Origin of the sequence: Myxococcus sp. CA023, assembly GCF_010998615.1 — a bacterium.
Lineage (GTDB): Bacteria > Myxococcota > Myxococcia > Myxococcales > Myxococcaceae > Myxococcus.
Genome location: NZ_JAAEAH010000035.1, coordinates 59,968 through 73,627, shown reverse-complemented (window position 1 = coordinate 73,627; position 13,660 = coordinate 59,968). Strand labels below are relative to the sequence as shown.

At 69.2% G+C, this 13,660-nt stretch carries 14 protein-coding genes and 2 tRNA genes; 7 read left to right on the top strand and 9 right to left on the bottom strand.

Annotation, left to right across the window (positions count from 1 at the left end; genetic code table 11):
- Positions 1-12: 12 nt before the first annotated feature.
- Together F8M74_RS17130 and F8M74_RS17125 are read right to left on the bottom strand one after the other, a co-directional pair.
- On the bottom strand, positions 13-1,461 hold the full coding sequence (locus tag F8M74_RS17130; protein WP_141253885.1) for a protein-glutamate O-methyltransferase CheR: 1,449 nt from the start codon (positions 1,459-1,461) through the stop codon (positions 13-15).
- Positions 1,458-2,024, bottom strand: coding sequence for a chemotaxis protein CheW (locus tag F8M74_RS17125; RefSeq protein ID WP_141253884.1), 567 nt, complete (start codon positions 2,022-2,024; stop codon positions 1,458-1,460). The genes F8M74_RS17130 and F8M74_RS17125 overlap by 4 nt, the downstream gene beginning before the upstream one ends.
- A gap of 244 nt (positions 2,025-2,268) precedes the next feature.
- On the opposite strand from F8M74_RS17125, the gene F8M74_RS17120 reads away from it, so the two are divergent.
- Positions 2,269-4,326 (top strand): TonB family protein, encoded by a 2,058-nt coding sequence (locus F8M74_RS17120; RefSeq protein ID WP_141253883.1) that lies wholly within the window; start codon positions 2,269-2,271, stop codon positions 4,324-4,326.
- Positions 4,327-4,365: 39 nt separating this feature from the next.
- On the opposite strand, the gene F8M74_RS17115 is transcribed toward F8M74_RS17120, so the two are convergent.
- The 4 genes from F8M74_RS17115 to F8M74_RS17100 are packed head-to-tail and all read right to left on the bottom strand — an operon-like array spanning position 4,366 to position 7,475.
- Positions 4,366-5,085 carry an HAD family phosphatase gene (locus F8M74_RS17115; protein WP_141253882.1) on the bottom strand — a complete coding sequence of 240 codons (720 nt, stop codon included), beginning with the start codon at positions 5,083-5,085 and terminating at the stop codon, positions 4,366-4,368.
- Between the two features lie 10 nt (positions 5,086-5,095).
- Positions 5,096-6,079 carry a myxosortase-dependent metalloprotease, MXAN_2677/MXAN_2678 family gene (locus F8M74_RS17110; protein ID WP_141253881.1) on the bottom strand — a complete coding sequence of 328 codons (984 nt, stop codon included), beginning with the start codon at positions 6,077-6,079 and terminating at the stop codon, positions 5,096-5,098.
- Positions 6,037-6,924: a myxosortase-dependent metalloprotease, MXAN_2677/MXAN_2678 family gene (locus F8M74_RS17105; protein ID WP_141253880.1), complete on the bottom strand. Its 888-nt coding sequence runs from the start codon at positions 6,922-6,924 to the stop codon at positions 6,037-6,039. Before F8M74_RS17105 ends, F8M74_RS17110 begins: the two co-directional genes overlap by 43 nt.
- Positions 6,921-7,475 (bottom strand): hypothetical protein, encoded by a 555-nt coding sequence (locus F8M74_RS17100; RefSeq protein ID WP_011552744.1) that lies wholly within the window; start codon positions 7,473-7,475, stop codon positions 6,921-6,923. The genes F8M74_RS17105 and F8M74_RS17100 overlap by 4 nt, the downstream gene beginning before the upstream one ends.
- Positions 7,476-7,562: 87 nt before the next feature.
- Between F8M74_RS17100 and gltX the strand changes: the two genes are divergently transcribed.
- From gltX to F8M74_RS17080, 4 genes are all read left to right on the top strand, one after another.
- Positions 7,563-9,002 (top strand): glutamate--tRNA ligase, encoded by a 1,440-nt coding sequence (gltX, locus tag F8M74_RS17095; RefSeq protein WP_140854004.1) that lies wholly within the window; start codon positions 7,563-7,565, stop codon positions 9,000-9,002.
- Between the two features lie 58 nt (positions 9,003-9,060).
- The gene (locus F8M74_RS17090) at positions 9,061-9,468 is read left to right on the top strand and encodes a hypothetical protein (protein WP_011552742.1); all 408 of its coding nucleotides are present in this window, start codon (positions 9,061-9,063) and stop codon (positions 9,466-9,468) included.
- Positions 9,469-9,537: 69 nt separating this feature from the next.
- Positions 9,538-9,608 (top strand) — tRNA-Gln (locus F8M74_RS17085).
- A gap of 129 nt (positions 9,609-9,737) precedes the next feature.
- Positions 9,738-9,809: transfer RNA gene (locus F8M74_RS17080), tRNA-Glu, on the top strand.
- Positions 9,810-9,954: 145 nt separating this feature from the next.
- Here the strand turns inward: F8M74_RS17080 and F8M74_RS17075 are convergent.
- Complete coding sequence (locus tag F8M74_RS17075) at positions 9,955-10,944, bottom strand: response regulator (RefSeq protein WP_141253879.1); 990 nt, start codon at positions 10,942-10,944, stop codon at positions 9,955-9,957.
- A gap of 51 nt (positions 10,945-10,995) precedes the next feature.
- On the opposite strand from F8M74_RS17075, the gene F8M74_RS17070 reads away from it, so the two are divergent.
- Positions 10,996-11,580, top strand: coding sequence for a hypothetical protein (locus F8M74_RS17070; RefSeq protein WP_141253878.1), 585 nt, complete (start codon positions 10,996-10,998; stop codon positions 11,578-11,580).
- On the opposite strand, the gene F8M74_RS17065 is transcribed toward F8M74_RS17070, so the two are convergent.
- Both F8M74_RS17065 and F8M74_RS17060 read right to left on the bottom strand, forming a co-directional pair.
- Positions 11,552-12,709, bottom strand: a complete 1,158-nt coding sequence (locus tag F8M74_RS17065) for a sensor histidine kinase (RefSeq protein ID WP_141253877.1) — start codon at positions 12,707-12,709, stop codon at positions 11,552-11,554. The genes F8M74_RS17070 and F8M74_RS17065 overlap by 29 nt on opposite strands.
- Before the next feature lie 165 nt (positions 12,710-12,874).
- Positions 12,875-13,159, bottom strand: coding sequence for a DUF2795 domain-containing protein (locus F8M74_RS17060; RefSeq protein WP_141253893.1), 285 nt, complete (start codon positions 13,157-13,159; stop codon positions 12,875-12,877).
- 182 nt (positions 13,160-13,341) lie between these two features.
- Here F8M74_RS17060 and F8M74_RS17055 point away from each other — a divergent pair, with 182 nt between their 5' ends.
- On the top strand, positions 13,342-13,590 hold the full coding sequence (locus tag F8M74_RS17055; protein ID WP_141253876.1) for a hypothetical protein: 249 nt from the start codon (positions 13,342-13,344) through the stop codon (positions 13,588-13,590).
- Positions 13,591-13,660 lie beyond the last annotated feature (70 nt).

The following is a 13,660-nucleotide window of genomic DNA, read 5'->3' as shown; positions in this document are numbered from 1 at the left end:
AGCGCGCGCCTCTCAGCGCACTCCAAGCCAGCCAGCCTGCTCGACTGGCGCCAGGGCCTGCCTCAGGCCGCCGGCCGTCATCGTCTCCACCCCACGCAGCGGGTGTTCATCATCCAATCCGTCCAGCGCGCGCAGGGCGTTCTGCCGCGCACGCTCCGCGTCCTCGGGCCGCTCCATGCGCCCATAGAGGGCAACCAGCGTGGCGTGCCCCAGCGCCAACCGGGGCTCCAGGTACAGCGCCTTGCGAACCGCCTCCACCGCCCCGTTCAGGTCGCCCCGAACCTCGGCCACCATGGAGAGCAGCAGGTACGCCTCGGGAACGAGCGCCTTCGCGGCCTCGCGCGCCAGCGCCTCCGCCTCCTCGAAGTGTCCCGCGCGCGCCGCGATGATGGCGCGCTCCAGGGGAGGAACCTCCTCGGCAGCGAGCGCATCCACGGCCACGGACCGCGGCGCGGCCGGAGTGGCGGCGTCTGGCGTTGACGCGGCCCACGCAGGGCGCGACGTCCCGGGCTCGCTCAGAGATGGACGCCCCTCCACCCCGCGCGCGCGGCGCGCCCTTGAATCGTCCAGCGCCTGAGGCCACCCGGCTGGAGGCACCGGCGAGGCCACCTGATTGCGGCCCGTCCTCAGTCGAGGAAGCCGCGCCTCCGGCGTCACCGCGCCCGGCACGGGCACACGAAGTGCCACGCTGCCCTCGGCGTCCACCGTCTCCAGACCCAGGCCGTTGGTGAGCGGCACCTCCGCCGGAGAGACGAAGAGCAGCCCGCCGGGGGCCAGTGCGGAGATGAAGCGCTTCAGCACCTCCCGCGCGAGCTCCGTCGGGAAGTAGATGAGCACGTTTCGGCAGAAGATGGCGCCCAGGCCCATGAAGGGCGGCGGGTCCACGGCCAGGTTGTGGCGCCGGAACTCCACGGCGCGCTGGACCTGGGGGATGACGGAGTAGTCGTCGCCGTTGGCGACCAGGAAGCGCTTCTCCTGCTCCGGCTCGATGCGGCGCAGGGACCACGGGCCGTACACGCCATCCCGCGCGCGCTGGAGTGCCCGGCCCGACACGTCCGTCGCCAGTACGCGGAAGCGGCCTTCGGGCAAACCCTCCGCCATCAAGGCCATGGCGATGCTGTAGGGCTCCTCGCCGCTGGCGCAGCCCGCGCTCCACACCTGGAAGCACGGGGCCGGGTGCGTCTGCGCCAGGCGCGCCAGGGTGCGCAGGTGCTCCGGGTGACGGAAGAAGTACGTCTCGCCAATGACGGCGTGCTCGATGAAGCACTCCACCGCCGCGGCCTCGCGCACCAGCAGCTTGCGCAGGAAGGCGTCGGGCTCCAGGCCTCGCGAACGCGCGGCCCGGCCCAGCGCCGTCTCCAGCGAGCGGCGCAGGCTGCGCGCCAACGTCACCCCACAGGCCGACTGGAGGACGTCCTCGACCCGGGCCAGCGTCGCGTCGTCGAGCACGTCCTCGCTCACGGCGCCTCCGACCCCACGAGCACCGCGGACGTCCGAAGCAACGGGCGCACGCCTTCGGGCGTCCGGCACAGACCCGCCATCAGCCCGCTGGCATCCCACGGCAGCGGCGACGTCCCATCCGGCGTCCCGTCCACCAGCACCGGAGACTCCACCAGGTCGCGCACGCGGTCCACCAGCACGGCCACCGTCCGCGCACCGCCGCCGCAGACGACCAGGTGCGCATCCAGGGAGGCCTCTCGCTTCACCCCCAGGAGCGCCGCCAGGTCCACGACGACGGCCGGGCTGCCCCGGTAGACGAAGGTCCCCGCCACGTGCGCGGGCGCCCCGGGCAGCGGCTCCAGCTCCACCAGCCGCACCACCTCCTGCACCGTCTCCGCGTCCATCAGCGCGCTGGTCCCCGCCGCGTCCACCGCCAGGTACATGCCCGGAAGGCGCAGCTCGCCCGCCAGCGACGCCAGCTCCTGGCGCAGCCGGGCCTGCTCCTCCTCGAGCTGGCTCAGCCGCTCCTCGACAGAGAGACGGCGCGACTGCGCGACCACGGAATTGTCTGGTGTGTCTGCCATCAGGGGAACTCCCGCCTGTCACTGAAGCGCGGGATTGGAGCACGCTAGTCTGTCCGACAAAGAAGCGTCAATGCGGGCTAACCGGCATTCACTCTCACACGGTTGACGAGTGATGGCGGCAACGGAAGGCATCAGACGTGCTGGATCGGACAGCCCGTTGGTGCGAAGCGCTCGGCAGGTATGGTTTGATGAAGTGCGGCGACACTTCTGGAGAACCGATGTTGCTTGCAGTCTGGGGCTACGAATGATCAAGGGCGACTCGCCGAATCCCGAGGCACCCACTGGAACGGGCGCGGATCCTCTCATCGGGCGGAATCTGAACGGCCGCTTCAGCATCCTGGAACCGTTGGGCATCGGGGGGATGGGCAAGGTCTACCGGGCCCTGCAGGCGCCGCTCGAGCGCGTGGTGGCGCTCAAGGTGCTCAACCCCAGCTTCCCCAGCAGCCGGGACCCTGGCTTCCAGAAGCGCTTCCTGCGCGAGGCGTCGCTGACGTCCAAGCTGCGCCACCCCAACACCGTCACCGTCATCGACTACGGGCAGACGGACGACGGCATCTTCTACATCGCCATGGAGTACCTGGACGGCCGGACGCTGGCCCAGGTGCTGGGGCAGGTCGGCCCGCTGGCGTGGTCTCGCGCCATCGCCATCACCCAGCAGATCTGCCGCTCGCTGCGCGAGGCGCACAGCCAGGGCATCATCCACCGCGACCTGAAGCCGGCCAACATCATGCTCCTCAACGAGCAGGATCAGGACCTGGTCAAGGTGCTGGACTTCGGCCTGGTGAAGTCGGTGGCGGCGCCCCAGGAGGGGCAGATCTCTCCTGAAATCACCCAGAACGGCACGTTCCTGGGCTCGCCGCAGTACATGGCGCCCGAGCAGGCGCGCAACGCCACCGACGCGCGCAGCGACGTGTACTCGCTGGGCATCGTGCTCTTCCAGATGCTGATGGGGCGTCCGCCGTTCATCGCGCGCGACCACATCGAGCTCATCTTCGCCCACTACAAGGAAGCCCCACCCACCTTCCAGCAGGTGCGGCCGGACCTCCACATCCCGCCGGAAATCGAGGCGGTGGTCCGCCGCTGCCTGGAGAAGGACCCGGCGCGGCGCTACCAGACAATGGACGAGCTGCTGGAGGGCCTGCGCGAAGCGAGCATGTCCGCGGGCGGCAACAGCGGCATCTTCAAGCGGCCCGGCGGCGCGACGACGACGGGCCCCTACCCGTCCCCCGCGCTGTTCTCCAACGTGGGCAACAACACCGAATCCGGTGACACGCTGGCGGTGGACATCAGCGTGGAGGTGCCCCGGGACGTCAAGCGCGCCCGGCAGCGCACGCTGCTCACGGGTGGCCTGGGAGGCCTCGTGGTGGCGGGCCTCATCGCGGGCGGCGCGGTGTTCTTCATGTCGAACAAGGATGCGGCACCACCGGCCCCCGCGCCCCAGGCGGAGGCCCCGGCGCCTGTCGCCGCCGCACCCGCCGCGGAGCCGGCCGCCGAACCCGCTGCCGCCGCGAACGCGGGCAAGGTCCGCTTCAAGTTGATGAGCCAGCCCTCCGGCGCCCGCGTCTTCTACCGGGGCAAGGAGCGAGGCGTCACGCCCTTCACCCTGGAGATTCCGTCGGGACAGGATGGCTCCGTCACGGTGGAGCTGACCTTCGCGATGGAGGGCTACCAGATGGAGACCGTCGTCACGGGCGGTACCGGCGAGGTGGTGCTGTCGCAGAAGCTGCAGAAGCGCCGGGGCGGCGCGGGCGGCAGCCGGCACGTCGAGGTGGCCTCCGTGAGCGCGGATGAGACGGCGGAGGAAGTCGAGCCGGTGGCCACTCCGGGCGGCATGTCCGCGCCGGTGATGCTCGCCCCCACGGCCTCGCCCGCCACGGAGCTCCCTGTCGCGGCGGCCGTCGGTGGCGCCACGGCCGTGGCAACCGACGCGGCTCCGGCCAAGGGCTCGGCGACCGGGCTCGCGCTGCCGGTCCTTCCCACCGCGGCGGTGGCCTCCGCGCGTGGCGACGTGCTCCCCTACAACGAGGACATGCCTCGCCCGGAGATGGTCGACCAGGGCAAGGACATCATCTACACGCGCGAAGCGATGGCCGCGAAGTCGAGCGGCGTGATGATTGTCCGCTGCACCATCACCCAGCAGGGCCGCGTGGAGAAGTGCCGGACCATCAAGTCCGTGGCCCACATGGAGCGCGCGGTGCTCGATGCCCTCACGTCCCGGACCTACAAGCCCATCGTCTACAAGGGCTACCCGGTGAACGTGGACTACACCTTCAGCATGCGCCTGGTGGCACCGCGCCGCTGAGGATGCATCGCTGACCGCCCCCGCCGGACCCGGCGCACATCAGGGTCCGGTGGAGGGCACCACGGGAGGCGCGGGAGGAACGGCCGGCACATCGCCGCCGGGCGGCACACCCCAGTCCACCACCGGCCAGCCCCGCTTCCGGGCATGGCGCCGCAGCCGGTGGTCCGGGTGGACGGCCACGGGCCGCCCCACCACCTCCATCACCGACAGGTCCGAATACGAATCGGTGTAGAAGGCGCATGCCGACAGTTCCACGCCCGCCTCGCGCACATAGGCCTCGGCACAGACGCGCTTGCCCTCGCCAAAGCAGATGGTGCCCAGGGCGCGTCCGGTGTGGAGACCCGCGCCATCGACCTCGAAGCGGTTGCACAGCACCGCGTCCAGCCCCAGCTCCCGCGCCACCAGCTCTGACAGGTAGCCCGTGGACGACGTCAACAGGACGAGCCGCTCCCCGGCGCGCCGGTGCGCGTCCAGCACGGCCCAGGCCCCGGGCCGATAGAGCGGCCGCACCTGCTCCTCGTAGAATACGACGGTGCGCTCCTGGAGCGGCTTCGCGGGCGTACCGGCGAGCTGGGCAATCGCGCGCGCGACGGCGTCCTGCATGGACACGAAGCCCAGGTGGTAGCGCGCAATCCAGAGGCTGGCGCGCAGCGCCTGGAAGCGGGAGATGTGCCCCAGCTCGAGCTCGCGGCGAATCCACAGCGAGCCCGAGTTGGCGGCGATGAGCGTCTTGTCCAGGTCAAAGAATGCGACGGCCACGCCAGGACCTCTAATCCCGCCGGAGGGACGCCGCAGCGCGAACCGCACGCCGCCGCACACGCGTCAGGACGAGCGCGGCCAGCCCCAGCGCCACCGGCCCCGGCGCCGCCGCGCAGCCGCTGCCCCGGCCGTCCGCCTTCAACGCAAACCCCGCCCCCTCCCGCACGAAGCACTGGGTGGGCGGCAGGTGACGCGGGTAGATGTCACAGAACCCGGCGGCCGACCCCGAGTCGATGACACGCTTGCGCGTTTCCCCCGGCGGCGCGGTGGCCTCCATGGTGGCGCCCGGGACGAAGACATGGTCCAGCCCCACCACGTGGCCAATCTCGTGCGTCATGGTGTTCTGGATGTCCGTGGCCACACAGTCCACCGAGGGCTCGCCTTCACACACCGGTGAGTCCACCGTGGTGAAGAGGAAGCCGTAGCCCCGTGCCGGCTGGGACGCGTTCAGCTCGATGTCCGAGTCCAACACCCGCCCGTCCCGATAGGAGAACGTGGACGTGGTGAGGCCGATGGTCCCAGGCGGATGCTCCCAGCACTGGTAGATGTTGCCGCACGTCTCTTCGGTCCAGCACGCATCATCCGCCGGGGCAACCTCGCGGCACGACGTCTCCCGGAACGTGATGATGTTGTAGTTGTCCCGGGGACGCGTCTCGTCGTAGCCCACGGCGATGGGCGCTCGCCAGTCCTCGCCCCGGGTGAACCGGTAGTCGCTGCACCCGTTGGAGATGTTCCGCCACGAGTCGAAGGACGCCTCGATGGCCGCCACCTCGGAGTCTCCCGGCGTGCGCGCGCTGCCCGCCGCATCCAGGTGGTAGACATACTCACGCACCGGCCACACCAGGCACAGCGGGTGCCTGGGCACCACGGTACGACGGTAGGACGGCTCCTCTTCCATCTGCGCGTGAGCAGAGGTCGCCAGGCACGCGGCCGCGAGCGCCAGCGCCTTCCTCACTGGACCGCCTCCTCGCGACGGCGGCGGCGCGCCAGCCACAGCGACCAGACAGCAACCAGCGACAGCGCCCCACCCGGCCCCGCCACGGAGCAGCCTCCAGCCTTGGGCCCCAGGTCGATGGACGTCACCGGGTGGAGGCACGACTGGCTGGCCTGCCCCTGGGGGTAGGCGTCACAGACGAAGCCGCGCGAGCCCGAGTCCACCACGCGCTTGGACACCTCTCCCGGAGGCGCGCTGGGGTTCATGGTGGAGCCGGTGGCGCGCGTGTGGTCCAGACCGATGAGGTGGCCGACCTCGTGCGTGGCGGTGTTCTGCACGTCGGTGGCCACGCAGTGGGTCGTCACCGGCGGGAAGCACGTGCCGCCGTTCGCCGTCGTGAAGGAGAAGCGCGCCGCGTTGAAGGAGATGTCCGAGTCGTAGATGATGCCCGAGCGCTCGTCGTACGTGGTGAGGGTGATGGCGATGGTGTTGTCGTCGTCATCCCAGCAGTCATGCGTGTTGGCACACGTGTCGTCGTCCCAACACGCATCGCTCGCGGGCGCCACGGAGTTGCAGTCCCGGGTCCGGAACAGCACCAGGTTGGTATTGTCTCCCTGGCGCCGGTAGCCCACCTGGCGTTCGTCCACGCGCGGGCCTTCCACCAACGTGAGGTTGCCGCACTCGGCGAAAATGTTCTGCCAGCTCTGGAAGGAGGCGCGAATCGCGTCGAACTCGGAGTCACCCGCCGTGTCCGGGTTGCCGTAGGTGCTCTGGTTCCAGACGACGCGATTGGACGTCCAGAAGAGGCACTGCGTGCCCGTGTCACCCGCATCGACACGGCTGCGGACGTAGGGGTCCACCTGGCCCAGGGTCAGGGCCAGCATCAGGGGCGCGAGCGGCATCACGGCGTCTGCTCCCCAAGGGCTTCACGGATGGCGGCCTTCAGCTCCACCAGCGTCATGGACTGGAGCGCGGACGCGGCCGGCTTTCGGGTGACGGGGTCCAACAGCTGCGACTCGGTGGGCTCCGGGACGGCCAGCGCCGTCTTTCCCTCACGCTTCACCTGGAACTTCCCCTGCGCCATGTCGGAGACGCGGAAGGCACGGGGGCCGCGCTTCTGCAGGAAGACCACCACCTCCTCGCCCGGCGTGAAGGACGCCAGGCCGTGCACCACCTGGCCAATGTCCCCCATGCGGCCCCCGGGCTGGGTGACGAGCACCGTGCTCCCAGGCTGGCCCTTGAGCGACTCCGTCACCTGGATTTCGACGTCGGTGAGAATGCGCATCTTGTCGCCGCTCCAGCGGCTCTCCACGCGCCGGACGACACCGTGGACCACGGTGTCCGCGCCTACCGCGAGCCCGGACAGGTCCACGCGGAGCTGGGTGGTGGCGGTCGCGGGCACGCCCACCAGGAGGACAGCCAGGAGCAACGTGCGAACTACCTGACGAATCGACATACGAGTTCTCCCTGGCCATCCAACTTACTCCAGGAATGCCCCTCCGCGTTGACCCTCCATCCTCGCCCTGCTAATCCGCGCGCCCGTATGCCTCCTGCCCTTCGCGTCCGCTTCGCTCCCTCGCCTACCGGCTACCTTCACATTGGCGGTGCCCGTACGGCGCTGATGAATTTCCTCCAGGCGCGGCGCCAGGGCGGCACCTTCGTCCTTCGAATGGAGGACACGGACCAGGGCCGCTCGACCCCGGAGTCGGTGCAGGCCATCCTGGACGGACTGAATTGGCTGGGCATCGACTGGGATGAGGGCCCCGGCAAGGAAGGCCCCTACGCCCCCTACTTCCAGATGCAGCGGCTGGACACCTACCGCAAGCACGCCGACCAGCTCATCGCCGAGGGCAAGGCCTACCGGTGCTACTGCACGAAGGAGGACCTCGACGCGCAGCGGCAGGTGGCGGAGAAGGCGGGCGGCGCGTTCAAGTACCCGGGCACCTGCCGTGAGCGGACCGAGCCCCCCGCCGGCCGCAACGCCGCGGACGCCGTCATCCGCTTCAAGATGCCCGCGGGTGACGGTTCCGTGTCCTTCACCGACAAGGCGCTGGGCACCATCACCAAGACGCACAGCGACCTGGATGACTGGGTCATGATGCGGGCGGACGGCATCCCCGTGTACAACTTCGGGTGTGTCATTGATGACCACCTGATGGACATCACCCTGGTCGCGCGCGGCCAGGAGCACGTCAACTCCACCTTCCCGCAGCTCATGCTGTACCAGGCGCTGGGGTGGACGCCTCCCGACTTCGCCCACCTGCCGCTCATCCTGGGCCCGGACCGCGAGAAGCTGTCCAAGCGCAAGCACCCGGAAGCGGACGTGATGGTGCACAAGCGCAACGGCGTCATGCCGGAGGCGCTGCTCAACTTCGTCATCCGCCTGGGCTGGAGCCACGGCAACGACGAAGTCATCAGCCGCGAGCAGATGCTCGAGTGGTTCGACTTCAGCGACGTGGGCACCACCTCCGGCGTGTGGAACCCGGAGAAGCTGCTGTGGCTCAACCAGCAGTGGATGAAGCAGCTGCCGGTGGAGACCGTGGTGGAGCGGCTGCTCCCCTTCCTGGAGGCGAAGGGCATCCAGGCGAAGGGCGACCCGCGGCTGGAGACGCTGGTGCGCACGCTGCGCGAGCGCTCCAACACCCTGGAAGACATCGCCACCACCGCTGCCAACGTCTACTTCCGCTCCGGCATCACCCTGGACGAGAAGGCCGCCACCAAGCACCTCTCCGGCGAGTCCCTCAACCTGCTGCGCAAGGTGCGCGAGACGCTCGCCGCGCTGCCGGAGTGGTCGGTGGAGGCGCTGGACGGCGTGGTGAAGCAGGTGAGCGAGGCCTCCAGCGTCGGCATGGGCAAGGTGGCGCAGCCCATCCGCGTGGCACTCACCGGCAACACCACCAGCCCGGGCATCGGCGAGACGCTGGTGCTGGTAGGCCGCGACGAATCCCTGCTGCGCATCGACGCGGCGCTGACGCGCGGTTGAGCGCTCAGGCGCAGGTAGCGGTGGACGTCAGCAGCGCAGGCCCCTATCTTTCGGACCCATGATGCGTGCCCTTGACAGCCTGAAACGCGGTTTCTATAAGGCGCGCCCGCTCGGAGCGGCGCTGGTGGCGCTCTGGGCTGTTTCAGCGGGCGCCGAAGTCATCAATGGCGCGCAGTTGCCGGATGGGTCCAAGCGGGTCGGTGAGAATCGCTACCGGTCGCCCAGGGATTTCGATGGCACGCTGGAGTACTACCGCGCGGTCTACTCGACGAGCGGTTACCCTCGCCGGCAGATCGTGAACCAGCCGGGCGTCAAGGCGGTTCACATCAGCAACCCCTCGGGGAAGAACTTCGCGGGGCTGAACATTTACGAGGCGAACGACGAAGTTCGCATCTACATCGTCCCGACCCAGCAGGCAGCCAAGCCCGCCAAGAAGCCGGAGACGACGAAGAGCAGGAAGAAGTAAACGCCGCACCGAAGTTGTTGCAGTCCCGAAGTGGTATTGGTAGAGAAGCGCCGCAGTCGAGCAGGTCCTTGGGGAATCGTCTAACGGCAGGACAGCAGACTCTGACTCTGCTTATCTAGGTTCGAATCCTAGTTCCCCAGCTTGTAGTCCCGCAGTTGCAGTTCTCGTCGGTCCGAAGCAACCTGAGCAGGACGAAACAAAAGGGTTGACGAGGGCAGACGAAAAAAGGTAGAAATCGCGGGCAGTTAGCGGCGGTTGAAACAAGTATCGGCCCTGTCGTCTAGCGGTTAGGACGGAGCCCTCTCACGGCTCAAACTCGGGTTCGAATCCCGGCAGGGTCACACTGAGACGCCCACCTTCTGAAAAGAAGGTGGGCGTTTCGCTTTGCGGGCCAGGCACTGGCGGCATGCGACGGCCCCCTGGGGGGCTCGGCGCCTCTTCCGAGGCGCGGCCGGCGCGCTCCTTCTCACGTCTCAACGGGATTCTTCAGGGAAGCGGCGCGGCGATGCTTTGCCGGAAGGCGGAGAGCGCCGCGGCGAGCCGATCTTGCGCCCGCTGCACGCCCCGGCGCAGCAGCAACATGCGCACCTTCTCCGGCAGCGCGACGGCGCCCTGGCTGGTGCCGAAACCCACCAGGTCCATGCGCAGCGTAATCGCCTCCAACAAATCACCCAGGTCCGCCTGGGGACTGGCGAGCAGCAGCACGTCGGGCGGTCTGCGCTGAAGGCGCTCGGCCAGCGTGCGCCACTGGGGGTCGCCCGTCTCCACGATGACGACGTCCACGCGCTCCAGTTCGGGGGCGTAGGGCGGCAACTCCACCGCCTCGAAGCCAGCGTCCTGAAGAACGGTGACGGTATGCGCGCTGCCCACGACGGCCACGCGGCCATTGAGGCCCAGGCGCACCGCTTCCTCGTAGGCCCGCAGCTCCGCCTCCAGGGCTTCGTAGGCGAGCTCCGGCGCGTCCTGTCCGGAGGCCAGGAGGACCGCGGCCTCGCGGGCCACCTCCCGGGCCTGCTCCCGCACGAGCAGGCCCGCCGTCCGGCGCTCCAGGGCGGCGCGCACCTTGGCGCGCAGCACCCGCAAGTCGTCAAAAGGCTTGAGGATGTAGTCACTGGCGCCCGCGGCGAAGGCGGCGACGACGCTTTCGGAGCTGGCGTAGCCCGTAATCATCACCGCTTCCAGGGACGGCTGGAGACGGCGCGCCTCGGCGATGAGCTCCACGCCGCCCATGCCGGGCAGGTTCTTGTCCGTCACCAGGACGTCGAAGCGCTGCTCGGCCAGCAGCGGGAGGGCTTCCTCCGCGCTCGCGGCCAGCGTCACCACGAGGTCGGCATCTCGCTCCAGAAGGCGGGCACAAATGTCCAGCACGACGGGCTCGTCATCCACCACCAGCACCGTCGAGGCGAGCGTCCCCCCTTCCCCTCCTTCACCCTCACCGGTTTCGAACGGGAACTCCATGGCCGCGCAGATTCGCACAGCTCACTTCCAACTACGAAGCCCGCATTTGAGGCCCGCTATGCTGAAGGTGTGGCGAGCTTTCAAGACGCATTGCAGGACAACCGGGTACCCGGGCGGCTGGGCGACGTGCGGCTGCGTTATGACGGCGGCCGGCTGGTGGGCGAATCCCTACCGCCGCCCTGGGAGCGCCGTGCCCTGCCTGGACTGCTCGTCGGCGTAGGACTGGGGTGCGCGGTGGGCGCCGCCGTCCTGGTGGGCGTCCGGGAAGGCACGACGGCGGCCTTCGCCCTGGGCCTGCTCGCGGCGGCCCTGGTGGGCCTGGCCCTCAAGTTGGAGTCCCGGCTGGGCCGCCGGCGCTTCGTCCTGCACTTCCGCACCGAGTCCTTGCGGTTGGAGCAACTGGCCTGGTCACCGGGCGCGACCCGCGCGGCGGTGGTGCCCTTCGACGCGGTGCGGGCCGTCCACATGGTAGAGCGCCCCGGTCCCCGCTACGCGCTGGTGGTGGAGTACGCGCCAGAGAATGCGGAGGGCCCGCTGCGCCGTGCGGTGCTGGTGGAGGACATCCGCGCCTCCGAGACGCAGACGCTGCACCGCGTGTGGCGCATGCTCAGCAACGCCTTCGGACTCAGGGGAGCAGGGCTCGCCGGAGGGTGATTTCGATTTCGGTGCCCTCCCCTTGCGTGGAGGACAACCGGAGGCTGCCGCCGAACTGCGCGACGAGCTCCCGGCAGATGGACAGGCCCAGTCCAGTTCCCACGCCCACGGGCTTGGTGGTGAACATGGGCTGGAAGACGCGCTCCTGCAGCTCCATGGGAATGCCGCAGCCGTTGTCCGCCACCGTCAGCACCACGTCGTCGGAACTCGTTGTCCACCGGACCTCGATGCGCCCGGGACGCCCCGTGGTGCCCATGGCCTGCGCCGCGTTGACGATGAGGTTGAGCAGCACCTGGCACAGCTTCACCGGGCCGAAGGTGACGCGCACGGGCTCGCCGTTGCTCGTCAGCCGCGCCCGTTCCCGCACCTCGGCGCGCGCCAGCTTCACTGCGAAGGACACCACTTCCGCGACGTCCGCCGTGGCCTCCAGGTCCTCACCGCGGGCCTGGGCTCGCAGCCCCAGCGCCACCTGCCGCAAGTGCTCGGCGCCTTCCGCCAGGTCCTTGATGAGGGCGGGCAGGTCCTCCACCGTCTCCGCCACGGCGGGGTCGGAGTCCGTCTGCAGGTGCCGCGACACGTACTGGATGACGCTGCCCAGGTCGCGCTGCAGCGACGCCACGTTCTGCGACAGGTAGCCCACCGGCCCCATCAGCTCGTGCGCGATGCCCGCCGTCACCTGTCCCAGGGTGGCCAGACGCTCGGACTTCATCATGCGCCCTTCCACCTCGCGGATGCGCAGCTCCAGTCGGGCAATCTTGAGCGCGTCATCAAGTGCGGCCTGGAGCTCCGTCCGGTCCCACGGCTTGACGAAGTAGCGCGTCACCTGGCCGCGGTTGACGGCGTCGATGACGGCCTGCATGTCCGCGTAGGCCGTGACGAGCATGCGCTTGGCGTCCGGAGCAATCGTGCGCGCCCGCTCCAGCAGTTCCACGCCCGTCATGCCCGGCATCCGCTGGTCGGAGAGGATGACGCCAATCTCGCCCCTGCGCTGCTCCAGGAGCGCCAACGCCTCGCTGGGCGAGGAGCTGCGGAAGATGCGGAAGCGCTGCCCGAAGTTCGCGTCGAAGACCCGGAGGTTCAGCGCGTCATCGTCGACGTAGAGGACCGCGGGGAGTTCAGACGGGTTCATGACGCTCCTCCAGGCCAGCGTCCCATGAAGGGGGCCAGGCTGGTAAGGCCTAGGATAGCGCCTCAACCCCTTCGCGATCTGCTGGGTACCGCGCGCACCACCAGGATAGGGCAAACGCCTGACGCGCCGCGCCTCCGGGAGAGGCCCTCTCCGTCCAGGGTCGTGTCAGCGCGAAGAAGCCAACGGTTGCGGAACCGTGGCCTCCAGGTCGCCTTCCAGCGCCCGGGCCACCGCGTCCACGGAGCCGAAGCTGGCCCGGGGAAGTGACCCCAGGAGCGAGAGCACCAGGGCCGGGGCCTCGTTTTCACGGGCCACCCAGGTCAACTGCCGCGCGGACAGCGGAAAGACGGCGCCGTCGAGCGCCTTGTGCAGTGATTCCGCCAGCGGCAGCGGCGGGCCTACGCGCGACTCCAACTCCGACACACCCTGGGCAAGCCGTTCGCGTGTCATGTCGTCGTTCATTGGAAGCAAGTTAAGCAGCGAACGCCCACGGACGCCGACCTTTTTTCGTGCTCGTGGAGCAGGCAGGGGACAAGCCGTGCAACCCGCTTGTGGGTGGTCAGCACGCGGCACACGTCCCACCGTTACCGCCACGAAGTGTGCCGGATGGCACCTGCTTGGGAGGACACACCATGGCGGACAGCAAGGTTAAATCCGAGGAAACGAAGCACAACGCAGCCGGAGACAACGGCTATGCGGAGCGCATCGAACATGTAGAGGGCACGCACCCAGAGCCCTGGCCCGGCATCCGCGGTCGCTCGGACGATGAGGAGAACGAGCTGCCGACCGGAACGTCACGCGAGCGCCAGGCAAGCGTGACGCAGACTCAGCGCAAGCTGGAGCAGGAGGCGCACGGCAGCAAGGAGCCGACGCGCAAGTAACAAGGGTCCATCCGGGCCCTGCCCCGCCCTCGCGCGCCCCAGGACGGGCACGCGGAGCGGGGCAACCGGA